Raw genomic sequence first — 13,227 nt, 5'->3', positions numbered from 1 at the left:
ACCACGCTGCGCTACGAGCTGCCCGCTGCCACCACGGTGGCCCTCACCGTGCGCAACGTACTTGGTCAGGCCGTGCTCACGCTGCCCGCCACCCGCGAAACCGTAGGCTCGCACACCCGCGAGCTGCCGCTCAATGGGTTGGCTGCCGGCATCTACCTCGTCCAGCTCCGCGCCGGCGACTTGGTGCAAACCCAGCGCCTCGTTGTGGAATAGCGCCGCTGCGCGTTGAAAACAAAAGCCCCGCCGGATGCTTCCGGCGGGGCTTTTTCGTGGGCTGTTTTTACCGAAACGACTGGCCCGCGTGAGTATAGAGGTGCGCATCGTTATTGCCTGCCGCTTCAGTCAGCCATTGCCGATATAGAAACCTTGAGAAAGTCGCCGGAACGGTGTAGAAACGCATACTTGCGTCTCGTCGTCCGCGCCGTTGGGGCGTTGTGTGAATGATTCCGTTCAACGACAAGACGCAAATATGCGTTTCTACACCGTTCCGGCGGCCTCTCATACGGCCTGACAAGCAGAAAGCCCCCGCTCGACAATTCGGGCGGAGGCTTTCTGCTAGGGGAAAAATGATGGCCAGACGACTACGGATTCTCCTCGTGGTACGTCACTAAATCATCGATAGGGGAGCGGATAATCTTGCCCACTTCCATGCCGTGGGTGCGGGCCACCTGCGTCAGTACATCGCGGAAATTGTAGCCCACCGAGCCTACGCAGTTGAATGTGTACTCCTTGTAGCGCGGGTAGTGCAGCACCAAGTTCTGAAAGAACGCCTCGAAGCCTTCGTGCACGATGTCGCGGCAGTAGCTCACGTTGTTGTGGTCGTAGCAAAACTTGGCGAAGCTGGCCAGAAAACGGTTGGGCAGTGGCTGGTTGTAAAGACGGTCGAGAATCTCGTTGCGCGTACCCAGGTGGTATTCTTCGCGCAGAGCTTCCTCCAAGCCGTCGGGCAGCAGGCCGCGCAGGTAGTCGCGCAGCAGCCGCTTACCGAAGTACGAGCCCGAGCCCTCGTCGCCGAGGAAGTATCCCAGCGAATCGACGTTGTAGGTGATTTTTTCGCCGTCGTAGATGCACGAGTTGGTGCCCGTGCCCAGAATGGCGGCAAAGCCCGGCTTGCGGCCCAGCAGTGCCCGGGCGGCGGCCAGCAGGTCTTCGGTCACGTGCGCCCGGGTTTGCGGAAACACCTGGCGTAGGGCTGCGGCAATCACTTCCGCCTTTTGGGCCGACGATACCCCCGCGCCGTAGAAGTGTACGTCGCGCACCTGCTCGCGGGGTAGCGTATCGGGCAGGTTCTGGCTCAGCGAGGCCACAATGGCCGCCGTGTCCATAAAGTCGGGGTTGTACCCTTCGGTGTTGAAATACACGCGGGTGTGGGCGTCATCGAGCAGGCACCAGCTGCACTTGGTCGAGCCGCCGTCGGCAATCAGAATCATAGGGGAGGGAAATAGGGGAGACGAAAGTACCACCCCGGCCCGAAATCCCCGATACCGCACCAGAGGGGCAAACGTTTGTCATTTAATATTTTTTTACCAAGCCCTATTCATGCCCCGTTGTGCCTGCGTCGCCACACGCAATAATTTCGCGTAAGCAATGAATTATCAACTGATTGGCAACAAAAAAGCCGCTGAGTTATCAGCGGCTTTTTTGTTGGGCAAGTGGCTGCGGCCGCTTGCAATGCAGAAGCATTAGGGGGTAACGGTTACGGTACCGCCCGTTACGCCGGCGCCGCTACCAGCTACTACCAGTTTAATGGTGTAGGTGCCGGCCGTCGTAATCTTGATGTTCGAGCCGCCGAGGGTCAGCGGCACGCCCTGCGTCAGGTTGCCGGTGCCGCCGAGGTTAACAGTCCAAGCACCGTTCTGACGGAACTTGAACTCGTCGGCTTTCAGGGGCATACGCGCCACGTAAGCCTTCGCGTCGCAATCCCAGGTCAGGGGCACATCCGTATTCCAGTCCACGCCGGCCGGGCCGATGAGGGCCCAGGTGTCGGAGTTGGGGGGCAGACATACTTGGTAGGAGGTAACCGTGAGTGGCACTGCGTTCGACACAAAGGTGTGGGCATCGGTGCCAACTACGGCCGCCACGCGCACATATACCTGAGAAGACACTTTGGGCGTCAGGCCAATGAAGGTAAGGGCTTCGTTGAACGACTTCACCGTTACAGCTTTGGAAGTACCCGACCCAGCATCGATGGTGCCTGGATAGCCGAATCCATCGGCGGTTTTCGCCACCTGTATTTGGTAAGCTACGGCTGGGGCCTTCGAGCCGTCGCTGAGTGCAACGCTAATAGGATTCCAGGTAAACGTAAACGCGTTCTGGGCCTCATTGGCCTGAAGCAGAACAGCCGAATTACCGGAAGACGTCAGCGTAATGCTGCCCGAAGGAGCAGCCGTTACCTTAACCTCGTCCTTTTTGCAGGAAACCAGCGCCGAGCAGGCGAAGGCAGCAACTGCAACTGGGGTAAGCCAATTTTTCATGATATGGTGGGAAATTGAATAGTGAGATGAGAAGCCGGGCGCGTCTGCGGGCGTGTAACAGCAGCGTAGGAACAAAAGTGTCAGCAGCGAAGCTGTTTTTACGCTCGCTCGAAACCGGCAATTGCAACGGCGGCTAGGGATGTACCAGGCCCGCTGTTGCAATTTAACCGGTTAGTAACCGGGGTTTTGTTTCAGGTTGGGGTTGGCCGTGAGGTCAGCTGCCGGCAGCGGGAATAGCTTGTATTTGCTATCCACGCTCGTGCCGCCCGAAACACCCCCTTTCCAAGGCCACAGGTACGTCGCCTCGGTGAATTTGCCGTAGCGAATCAGGTCGGAGCGACGGGTACCTTCCCAGTGCATTTCGCGGGCCCGCTCATCGAGGATGAAATCGGGCGTCATTTGGGCATCAGTGATGTCGGCCGTGCTGGGGGCGTTGATGGGGAAGCCAAAAGCCCGGCGGCGAAGCTGGTTCACGTAATTAAGGCCGGTGGTGCGGTCGGCATTTCCGCGGCTGGCGGCTTCCGCGTACACGAGCATCATGTCGCCCAGACGCAACATGGGGAAGTCGACGCTGGAAAAGTTCTGAGCTCCGCCTTGTGCTACGCCGTTTGAGGTGACGTTTCGGTATTTCACTACGCCCAAGCCTTGGTTAAACTGGCTGAGGTCGGTAATGGCCAGCGTTTGTCCCTTGGTGTAGAAGCGTCCGCGGCGGTCTTTAAGCGTATCGCCACCGGCCAGGAAAAACTTGTCAACGAGTGCACTGGTCGTGCGCAGGCCGCCCCAACCCGTGGTTTGGCCCACCAGCGTTTGCCAGGCCGCGTCGGCTCCGCTAGTCGAACCGTTCACTAGGAACGTCGTGCCCCCGTAGCTCTGTACGCTGTTCACGTCGAAAATAACCGGCCAGATGATTTCGTTCTTGGCCGGGGCTAGGTTGTTATCGGCCAAGAACAAGCGGCCATAAGCCGACGCTACTGGCGCACTGGTCGTGTTCAGGGTGTAGCCGGCATCAATTACCGCTTTGGCCTCGGTTGCGGCTTTGGCGTATTGGGGCGTACCGGTATAAACACCTGCGTTGAGGTAGAGCCGGGCCAGCATGGCGTGGGCCGCGGCCTGGTCGATGCGACCGTACTCGGCCGTACGCGGCGGCGCCAAATCCGAGGTGAGGGCCACCAACTCGCTTTCTACGTAGTTGTAGAGTTGTTGCCGGGTGTAGTAAGGCGGCGAAGACGTACCCACGGTGCTGGCTTCCGTCACGTAAGGGCCACCGCCGAATAAATCGACAACGTGCATGTACGATACGGCCCGCAGGAACCGGGCTTCGGCCCGGTACAGCTTGCCTTCGGCCAATTCGCTGCTCGACAAGCGGCTGCCCAGCTTGTCATCGCTGGCTTCGCGAATGAACTCGTTGCAGGTAGCAATCTCGTAGTAGCAGCGGCTGTAAAGGCCGCGCAGCAGCACGTCGCTGGCGTCCCAGCTCATGCGGTGCCATTCCTGCACGCCGGGGTCGTTCCAGGCAATCACCGCCTCGTCGGTGGTGAGCTCCTGTGCGCTCCACAGCTGGCGGATGTAGTCCGAAGTACCCGCGTCGATGCCGACGATGTCGCCCGAGCCCGGGCCGTTGGGGCCGGTGAGGGCGAAGCCGCCGTAAAGCTTGGCTAGCACCTGCTTGTAGCTACCCAGGCCCAGGTACACTTTGTCGGGGGTGACTTCGTACTTCGGCGTCTGGTCGAGGTCCTTGGTGCAGGAAGTGCTGAGGCCCATGAGTGCGGTGCTCAGCGAAAGAGCGGTCAGGCCGCGGTATAATGTATTCTTCATGAGGGTGGGAAGGATTTAGATGCCGAGTGCGATGCCGAGCGTATAAGTGCGGGCGCGGGGATAAAAATTCCGGTCGATGCCGCTAAAAATTTCCGGGTCAACACCAGAGTACTTGGTGATGAGGAACGCATTCTGCACGTTGGCGGTGATGCGCAGCGACGAAGCTCCGAGCACCTTGCCAGCGTTGTAACCCAGCGAAATGTTTTCGCCGCGCAGGAATGAAGCATTCTCGATGTAATAATCGGAATAAATCTGCGGACGGGTGAAGCCTGTGTTCAGGATGCTGGGCGCTAAGTTGCTTACGAAGCCCGTCGAGCCTTGAGCGTTGGCGTAAGAGGCCGAAGCCGCGTTGGCGTTGTATACGTAGTTGCCCAGGTTGCTGCGCAGCGTGAAGGCAAACACCAGCTTCTTGTACACGATGTTCGAGCTGAAGCCCAGCGTCACCAGCGGGGCCGGCTGCTTGTAGTGCGCAGCATCATCGTTGCGGTTAAAGTTGCCATCTGCATTGCGGTCCACGTACAGACCCTGCACCGGGCGGCCGTTGGGGCCGTACACCTGCTGGTAGGGGAAGAACGAGTTAACCGGGTAGCCGACGGCGTTCAGCTGAATTTTGTTGCCCGTGCCGCCGCCAATGTCGTCGCCAGTATCGTAGCCCACAAAGCTTGGCAACTGCCGGCCCAGGTCGGTGATTTTGTTCACGTTGTAGGCACCGTTCAGGTTCACATCCCAGGTCAGGTTATCCATGCGCAGCAGGCCGTAGTTCAGGCCCAGCTCGATGCCGCGGTTGCGGAGCGAGCCCACGTTGGCGTTGAGCTGGTTGGTCAGGTTGGCCCCGGCCGAGATATTCACCAGCGCGAGCAGGTTGGTGGCGCGCCGCTCATACGCGTCAATCGTAGCCGTCAGGCGGTTATCGAAGAAGCCCAGGTCCAGACCGGCGTTAATCGTGTTGGTGGTTTCCCAGGTGAGGGTCGCATTGTAGCCCTGGGGGCTGTAGGTCAGCACCTTGGTGCCAGTCGCATTGCCGAAAGGATAGAGCGACGTCGAGCCGCTCACTACGTAGCGCGGCTGCGTGTCGTAGGCGCCGCCGATGTCCTGCTGGCCCGTGCGGCCGTAGCCCACGCGCAGCTTCAGCTCCGAAATCGTGTTATTATCCTTCAGGAAATCTTCGTTCTTAACACGCCAGGCAAAGCTCAAGCCCGGAAACCAGCCGCTGCGGTAGCCCGGGCGGAAACGCGACGTCTGGTCATTACGCAGAATCGCCGTCAGCAGGTATTTGTCCTTGAAATTGGCGGTGGCCCGGCCGAAGAAAGACAGCAGCACGTACTTGTTGTAGTAGCCCGGCACGGTCAGCGTGTCCTTGGGGTTTTTCAGCGTCACCTGGTCGGAACGGTAAGTCAGGAAGTTGGGGCCCTGGTCCACGAACGACTGGTAAGCGTGGCCCGCCTGCACATCGAACTTAAACTCGCCCACCTGCTTGGCATAGGCCAGGTAAGCTTCGAGCAGCTTCATGTCTTTGTCCTGCGCGTATTGGTTGAACGAGCCGTTCAGGCCGCGGACGCGCGAGGTGGGGTTGTAGTTGCCAAAGTCGTCGGGCGAGTATTCCGTGGCGCCGCGGCCCCGCGACAGGTCGGTGGCCAGGTTCAGGTTGGCACGCAGGCCGGGCACGCCGTGGATTTTGTAGTCCAGCTGTACGTTACCGATGAAGCGTTTGGCGGTGCTGTGGTTATTCAGGCTGTTGAGCGACGACACCGGGTTGCCGGGGGCATTGCCCAGGGGGTTGCCGTTGGGCTGCAGATACTGGAAGTAGCCACCATAGGCGCCGAACTGCGACTCCGTCGAGCGCACCGGCTGCGTGGGGTCGAAGAAAGCCGCTGCCGCCACGTAAGTATTGTCTTTGTCAATGAAGCGGTTCTCAACGACACTGCCCTTGGCGTTCACGTCGATGCGCAGGTGGCCGTCAAACAGAACCGGGCTGATGCTTACCGAGCCCGTATTACGCTTCAGCTTGCTGGTGATAACCAAGCCTTCCTGGTACAGGTTGCCGTACGACACGCGGAAAGGCACTTTGGCCACGCTGCCGAGCAGGCTAATCGTGTTGTCGAAAATACGGGCGTTCTGGAAAATTTCCTTCTGCCAGTCGGTGTTGGCCGAGCCCAGGGTCTTGTACTGCGAATCGGAGCCGTTGGCTCGGATTTGCGCCCGGAATTCATCGGCCGACAGGGTGTTGTAGCGACGAGCAACGGTAGCAACCCCGCTTTGCGAATTCAGTTCTACCCGCAGCTTCTCGCCAGGCAAGCCCTTTTTGGTGGTGATGATAATTACCCCGCCCGAAGCCCGGTTGCCATAAATAGCCGTGGCCGAAGCGTCTTTAAGCACGGTCACGTTCTCAATGTCACTCGGGTTAATCAGCGAAAGCGGGTTGTTGGCACCGGTAATGCCGCCCTTGTCAACGGCCACCCCGTCGATAACGTAAAGAGGGTCGCTGTTAGCTGTAAGCGAGGTATTGCCGCGGATGCGAACGGTGGTGCCGGCGCCGGGGGCACCGCTGGCGGAAGTGATGCTCACACCAGCCACTTTGCCCTGAATCAATTGCTCCGGGTTGGTAATCTGGCCCTGCACAAATTGCTTCGAGTCGATTGACGTTACCGCGCCGGTAATATCCTGCCGGCGCTGGGTGCCGTAGCCCACTACCACAGCTTCGGCTAGCTGCGTCGTGTTTTCGCTCAGCGTCGCGTCGGCCGAGGCATTTTGGCCGGCCACTACCGTAACCGGAATACGGGCCGAAGTATAGCCGACGAAAGAAATCGTAAGCGTGCGCGGCCCGGCCGGTACGTTAGCGATGTTGAACGTGCCGTCGACGTTCGACGAGCCGCCCAGCGTCGTGCCTTCAACCAGTACAGTAGCCCCGGGAATGCCCGCGCCCTTGCTGTCGAGCACTTTGCCGCTCACCGAGCCGGTCTGGGCCTGGGCTCGGGTAGTGAAGCCAAGTCCCGCGAGCAGCAGCAGGAACAGTAGCTTGGCGAAATAGGGGTGTTTCATGGAAACAAAAGTTTAAGTAAAGTGGTGGGAAATAAAACGAATTGTTTGGGGCTGCAAGTTATCACAAAATAGCATTAAAGAGCGTTGACAATCATTTTTTTCAATCGTTTGGGGCCGGCTCCAAAGCGGCCTTCCCAAACGTTTGTGGCCATCCGGCGAATTTGCTTCAACAGGCTCAGGGTACGCAATTAGTCGTTCAAATTTCTTGTTTTCAGCTATTTGGTTGGGTTTTCGGGTCGGGCGCTGCGCCAATCTGCTGAGATGCCCGTATCAGGAAATCGAAAATTGCACAATCATTGCAAACGTTAGCGCACCTTGGCGAATAATTTTGGCCGGCAGAATGCCCTAAAACATTGCAAACGTTAGCACAGTTTTAGCCGGCGCAACTCCCGCTGCTCACCGGCTGGTAGCCGTAGCAGTGGGGCGGGAGCTTCGGGCAGTCGGGCGTTGGCGCGGGCTATTGGCGGTAGCCCCGGCCCGGGCAGCTCGCTGGGGGGGGCGAAGTTGCGCTACCACCCGCAACTCGCTACATTTGGCTTTTCCTTGTCTCATGAAAAACCGTCTACTGCTGCTCATTTTGCTGCTGGCCGGCACCGGTTCGGGTGCCTGGGCGCAGTCGCGGCCCTACCTGAAAAAGCCGGTAAAGGGCAAATCCGGAGCTTCGAAAAATGCTCCCAAGCCGCCGCCAGTGTACGCGCCCATCCTGATTCAGAAGGGAGCTGAGGGCGAAGACAGCCCACCGCCGGTGGTGGTGAATAAGGTGAAGCTGAAAAAGCCCGTGCTGGTGTACTACGAAGAGCCCGCGCCGGGCAAAGTAGTGCAGCAACTCATCATGTCGGAAGAAAACCTGCCCCTGCTGAAAAGCAACGACCTCGAGCATCTCATGCAGCGCCGCGAGGTATTTGTGGATGGCTTGGGCAACCTGGCCCTGCCGGGCAGCGACGTGAACAAGCAGCGACTACTCGGCACCAGCACCGTGGCCGAAGACACGCGCCGCCCCGCCGGCGACGGTCGTAGCTTCTACTCGCGCCTCAAGGTGCCTTCGTCGGGCTTCCTGTACGTGGTGCGCGAGTCGGCCGAGGAATACCGCCACTTTGTGAAGGGCCCGCAGAAGAAAGGCGCCATGCTTGATTTCCAGGTGAATGGCCTGCCGGGCATCGACTCGGTGCGCGCCGCCTACACGCTGCGCAAAACTGAAAGCGCCGAGCGCGGCGCCGGCACTGGCGAAACCATTCGCTAGCCGCGGGCATCCCGCATTCCCGACCTGCTCATGCTTTTTCGAAATTTGTTGGCCGGCCTACTGTTCGTGGCCGCTGGCCCCGCCGCGGCGCAGGTCGTGCTCAAAATCGGGCATGTGCCCGCCGGCACGCCGGCCGCTGATACGTTGTTCGTAGCCGGCTCGTTCAACGGCTGGAACCCCCACAGCACCCGCTTCGCGCTCCACAAAAATGCCGACGGCAGCTACCAAATCAGCCTGCCGCTGAGTGCCGCCCCGGCCGAATACAAGTTCACGCGCGGCAGCTGGGCCACGGCCGAGGTCGACGCCAAAGGCCAACCCGTTGCCAACCGCAAAGCGGATTTCAGCATTGCCCGCGAGCTTTCGCACGAGGTGCTTGCCTGGGAAAACCAGAGCGGTCCGACCCCCAAACGCTCCACGGCCTCGGCGCAGGTGCACGTGCTGGCCCGCGATTTTGCCATGCCGCAGCTGGGGCGCACGCGCCGGGTGCTGGTGTACCTGCCCGCCGATTATGCCGCGCAGCCCAAGCGGCACTACCCCGTGCTGTACCTGCACGATGGGCAGAACGTGTTCGATGAGGCCACCAGCTTCAGCGGCGAGTGGGGCATCGACGAAACCCTCGACCGGCTGCGCCAGGCTGGCCAGGATGCCACCGGTAGCATCGTGGTGGCCGTGGATAACGGCGGCGAGTTTCGCACCGACGAATACATTCCCTGGCCCAGCGCGGCTCTTAAAGGCCAGTCGCACCCGGGCGGGCAGGGTGCGGCATACGTCGATTTCCTGGCCCAAACGCTGAAGCCCTACGTGGACGCGCACTATCGCACCCGGCCCGATGCGGCGCATACGGGTATTGCCGGCTCCAGCCTGGGCGGGCTCATTTCGGTGTACGCGGCGCTGAAAAATCCGCGGGTGTTTGGTGAGGTGGGAGCATTTTCGCCGGCGTTTTGGGTGTGTAACGACTCACTGAAAGCATATGCCAAAGCGCACCCGGCGGCGCGCACGGCGCGTTTTTATTTCGTGTGCGGACCGAAGGAGTCAGAAACCATGCTGCCGCTGATGACGCAGTGGCGCGACGAGCTGCGCGCCGAGGGCGTGCCGGCGGCCAACCTGTCGTTTCACGCGCCAAGCACCGGCGAGCACAAGGAATGGTTTTGGCGGCGCGAGTTTCCGGCCGCGTACCGGTTTCTGATGCGACCGGTGGCGGTCGAGGCAAAGGCAAAAGCGTTGGCTAAGTAGAAGATTGTTATTTGCGACGAGGAAAAGCCCAACTCAATCTTCTGGATTTGGGTTGGGCCTTTTTCCGTCGAGATGATTGTTGAGCGAGTCAGTACTTCTTACCCATTAAGTGATTACGGGAGAAGGATAGTTGCAAATTCCCAACCTGTTCATCACGAATGATGCCGGATTGGTATAAAATTTCGGTTTTGCTTGCCGGAATGTCAGCATTGCCGCTTTACCTTTGCAACGCGTTTCAGTTGAAGCGCCTTCTCAACATGAACTTGAATCATACTTCGCAGGCTTGGTGGTGGCAGCTCCGAAACATCGGACCGGCCTTGCTGTGTGCCTAGTGAAGTCAACTTGATTTTACCCCGCAACCACAAAAAGCCCGGCCCACAGCCGGGCTTTTTTCGTTACTGCCTCACTCGTCTTCTCCATTCGTGTCTTACCAACTCCTCACCCGTTCCCGTCGCCTGCTCGCCGATACCGTGACCCCGGTGGGCCTGTTTCTGCGCCTGCGCGACCAGTATGCCAACTGCCTGCTGCTGGAAAGCGCCGACTATCATGGCCAGCAAAACGCCTTCAGCTACTTGGTGTGCGAGCCGCTGGCTACGTTTGAGCTGCGGTGCGGCGGCGTATTGCGCCAGTTGCTGCCCGGTGCCCCCGAAACCACCGAAACCTTGGCCCACCCGCGCGAGGCGCTGGCCCGGCTGCGCGACTTCGCCACCGCCGGCACGCCCGATGCCTCGGCCGAAAAGCTGCCGTTCATCAGCACCGGTCTGTTTGGCTACATGGGCTACGAAGCCGTGCAAAGCTTTGAGGATGTGCAGTTAGACCCAGCGAAGGTGCCAGCCGGCGATATTCCGCTGATTCGCTACGGCGTATACCGCTACGTCATCGCCTTCAACCACTTCCGGCAGGAGCTTTACCTGTTTGAGCACCGCGTAGCCGGCGAAGCGCCGGCCGAAACCGACGGCCTCGACCGCCTCGAAAACCTGGTGCGCCACCCCAGCGTGCCGGCTTTCGATTTCGCCACCGAAGGAGAGGAGCAGACCAACCAGACCGATGTCGAGTTCCTGGCCCGCCTCACGCAGGGCCAGGCCCATTGCCTGCGCGGCGACGTATTCCAGATTGTGCTGTCGCGCCGGTTCCAGCAGGGCTTTTCGGGCGATGAGTTCAACGTGTACCGGGCATTGCGCTCCATCAACCCGTCGCCCTACCTGTTCTACTTCGACTACGGCGACTACAAAATCTTCGGCTCCTCGCCGGAGGCGCAGGTGCTGGTGCAGGGCCGCGAGGCCACGCTGTTTCCGATTGCGGGCACCTACCGCCGCACCGGCGACGATGCCGCCGATGCCGCCGCCGCCCAGCGCCTGGCCGCCGACCCCAAGGAAAACGCCGAGCACGTGATGCTGGTGGACCTGGCCCGCAACGACCTGGCCCGCCACGGTACCAAAGTGGAAGTGCGCACGCTGCGCGAAATCCAGTTCTACTCGCACGTCATTCACCTCGTGAGCAAGGTAACGGCCGAGCTGGCCGAAAACACCGACACCCTGCAGGTGGTGGCCGACACCTTCCCGGCCGGCACGCTCTCGGGCGCGCCCAAGTTCCGCGCTATCCAACTCATTGACGGGTTGGAGCCTACGGCGCGCGGCTACTACGGCGGCTGCCTGGGCTTTCTGGGCTTCGATGGGAGCTTCAACCACGCCATTATGATTCGCTCGTTTTTGAGTACCGGCAATCAGCTGTATTTCCAGGCAGGCGCGGGCGTGGTGGCGGCTTCCAACACGCAGTCGGAGCTGGAGGAAGTGCACCATAAGTTGGGTGCTCTGCGCGCGGCGCTGCGAGCTGCTGAAAACGTGAAATAATTCCAGCCTGTCGTCATGAAAATCCTCGTTCTCGATAACTACGACTCCTTTACCTACAACCTGGTGCACCTGCTGCGCGAGCTCGGCCACGGCCCGAGCATGACCGTGACGCGCAACGACCAGCTGACGCTGGAAGACGTGGATGCCTACGACGCCATTCTGCTGTCGCCCGGCCCGGGCATTCCGGCCGAGGCGGGCCTGATGCCGGCCATCATCCAGCAATACGCGCCCACCAAGCGCATTCTGGGCGTGTGCCTGGGCCACCAGGGCCTGGCCGAAAGCTTCGGGGCGGAGCTGTATAATATCCCCGCCGTGCTGCACGGCGTGGCCAACGAAGCTGAGCTGACCGTAAGCGACGAGCGGTTGTTTGCCGGCCTGCCCGAGCGGTTTCAGGTGGGGCGCTACCATTCGTGGGCAGTGCGGCCCGAGACAATGCCCGCCGCGCTGGAAGTGACGGCCCGCGACGCCAACGGCGAGGTGCTGGCCTTCCGCCACCGCGAATACGACGTGCGCGGCGTGCAGTTCCACCCCGAAAGCATCCTCACCGAGCACGGCGCCCAGATGCTGGCGAATTGGCTGGCGTAGGGGCGGGGCTTGCCCCCGCCCGGTCGTCTGGTCGGTGTGCCCTGCAGGTTTATTGCGCAGCAATTCATTCACAAAGTCGTTCAACGACGGGCGGGGGCAAGCCCCGCACCCTACATCGTTTTGAAACACATCCTCAATAAGCTTTTCGACCACCAGCCCCTCACGCACGCCGAGGCCCACGCCGCCATGCGCCAGCTGGGCGAGGGCGGGGCCAACCCGGCCGAAACGGCGGCCTTTCTGGCCGTGTACCGCATGCGGCCCATCACGGTGGCCGAACTGGCCGGCTTCCGGCAGGCGCTGCTCGATTTGAGCCGCGACCCCGAGCTGGGCACCCACGAGGTCGTAGACATTGTGGGCACGGGCGGCGACGGCAAAAACACGCTCAACATCTCCACCCTGGCCTGCTTCATCGTGGCCGGGGCGGGCACGAAGGTGGCCAAGCACGGCAACTTCGGCGTGTCGTCGGTTTCGGGGGCTTCGAATGTGCTGGCGCATTTTGGCTACAACTTCGAAGCCAGCTCCGACCAGCTGCGGCGGCAGCTCGACCGGGCGGGCATTTGCTTTCTGCACGCGCCGGCTTTCCACCCGGCTATGCGGCACGCCGGGCCGGTGCGGCGCGAGCTTGGCCTGCGCACCTTCTTCAACATTCTCGGCCCGCTGGTGTACCCGGCCCTGCCGGCGGCCCAGTTGCTGGGCGTGTTCAGCCTGGAGCTGCAGCGCCTCTACCATTACCTCATGCAGCCCACCGGCACCCGCTACGCCGTGGTGCACGCCCTTGACGGCTACGACGAACTGTCCCTCACCGGCCCGGCCAAAGTGGTGTCGTCGTCCGAAGGCGAGCGTCTGTTCACCGCCGATACACTGGGTCTGCCCGCCTGCACGGCCGACGACCTGGCCGGCGGCAGCACCATAACGGCCGCCGCCGAGCTGTTCAAGCACGTCCTCGATGGCCACGGCACTGCCGCCCAGCGCAACGTGACCACCGCCAACG

General features: G+C 60.9%; 10 protein-coding genes. 6 read left to right on the top strand and 4 right to left on the bottom strand.

Features of this window, described 5'->3' with window-relative positions; all coding sequences use genetic code 11:
• Positions 1-213 (top strand): T9SS type A sorting domain-containing protein (locus ACYVDE_RS05725; RefSeq protein ID WP_460500518.1); only part of this gene is annotated, 213 nt, incomplete at its 5' end.
• A gap of 368 nt (positions 214-581) precedes the next feature.
• Here ACYVDE_RS05725 and ACYVDE_RS05720 read toward each other — a convergent pair.
• The 4 genes from ACYVDE_RS05720 to ACYVDE_RS05705 form a co-directional block, all read right to left on the bottom strand.
• Positions 582-1,430 (bottom strand): N-acetylglucosamine kinase, encoded by an 849-nt coding sequence (locus ACYVDE_RS05720; RefSeq protein WP_460500517.1) that lies wholly within the window; start codon positions 1,428-1,430, stop codon positions 582-584.
• A 252-nt stretch (positions 1,431-1,682) separates the two neighbouring features.
• Positions 1,683-2,474: a SusE domain-containing protein gene (locus ACYVDE_RS05715; protein ID WP_460500516.1), complete on the bottom strand. Its 792-nt coding sequence runs from the start codon at positions 2,472-2,474 to the stop codon at positions 1,683-1,685.
• Positions 2,475-2,645: 171 nt separating this feature from the next.
• Positions 2,646-4,289 (bottom strand): RagB/SusD family nutrient uptake outer membrane protein, encoded by a 1,644-nt coding sequence (locus ACYVDE_RS05710; protein ID WP_460500515.1) that lies wholly within the window; start codon positions 4,287-4,289, stop codon positions 2,646-2,648.
• Positions 4,290-4,304: 15 nt separating this feature from the next.
• The gene (locus ACYVDE_RS05705; protein ID WP_460500514.1) at positions 4,305-7,328 is read right to left on the bottom strand and encodes a SusC/RagA family TonB-linked outer membrane protein; all 3,024 of its coding nucleotides are present in this window, start codon (positions 7,326-7,328) and stop codon (positions 4,305-4,307) included.
• A gap of 550 nt (positions 7,329-7,878) precedes the next feature.
• Here ACYVDE_RS05705 and ACYVDE_RS05700 point away from each other — a divergent pair.
• From ACYVDE_RS05700 to trpD, 5 genes are all read left to right on the top strand, one after another.
• Entirely contained in the window at positions 7,879-8,568 is a 690-nt protein-coding gene (locus ACYVDE_RS05700; RefSeq protein ID WP_460500513.1) for a hypothetical protein, read from the top strand.
• Between the two features lie 30 nt (positions 8,569-8,598).
• Complete coding sequence (locus ACYVDE_RS05695) at positions 8,599-9,801, top strand: alpha/beta hydrolase (protein ID WP_460500512.1); 1,203 nt, start codon at positions 8,599-8,601, stop codon at positions 9,799-9,801.
• Between the two features lie 422 nt (positions 9,802-10,223).
• Entirely contained in the window at positions 10,224-11,651 is a 1,428-nt protein-coding gene (locus tag ACYVDE_RS05690; RefSeq protein ID WP_460500510.1) for an anthranilate synthase component I family protein, read from the top strand.
• A 15-nt stretch (positions 11,652-11,666) separates the two neighbouring features.
• Positions 11,667-12,236, top strand: a complete 570-nt coding sequence (locus ACYVDE_RS05685; protein WP_460500508.1) for an anthranilate synthase component II — start codon at positions 11,667-11,669, stop codon at positions 12,234-12,236.
• A gap of 120 nt (positions 12,237-12,356) precedes the next feature.
• On the top strand, positions 12,357-13,227 hold an 871-nt coding region (gene trpD, locus ACYVDE_RS05680; RefSeq protein ID WP_460500507.1), incomplete at its 3' end, for an anthranilate phosphoribosyltransferase.

It is taken from the genome of Hymenobacter agri, assembly GCF_054778495.1.
Note: the sequence above shows the minus strand (reverse complement) of the source record. Positions and strands in the feature narration are given on the sequence as shown.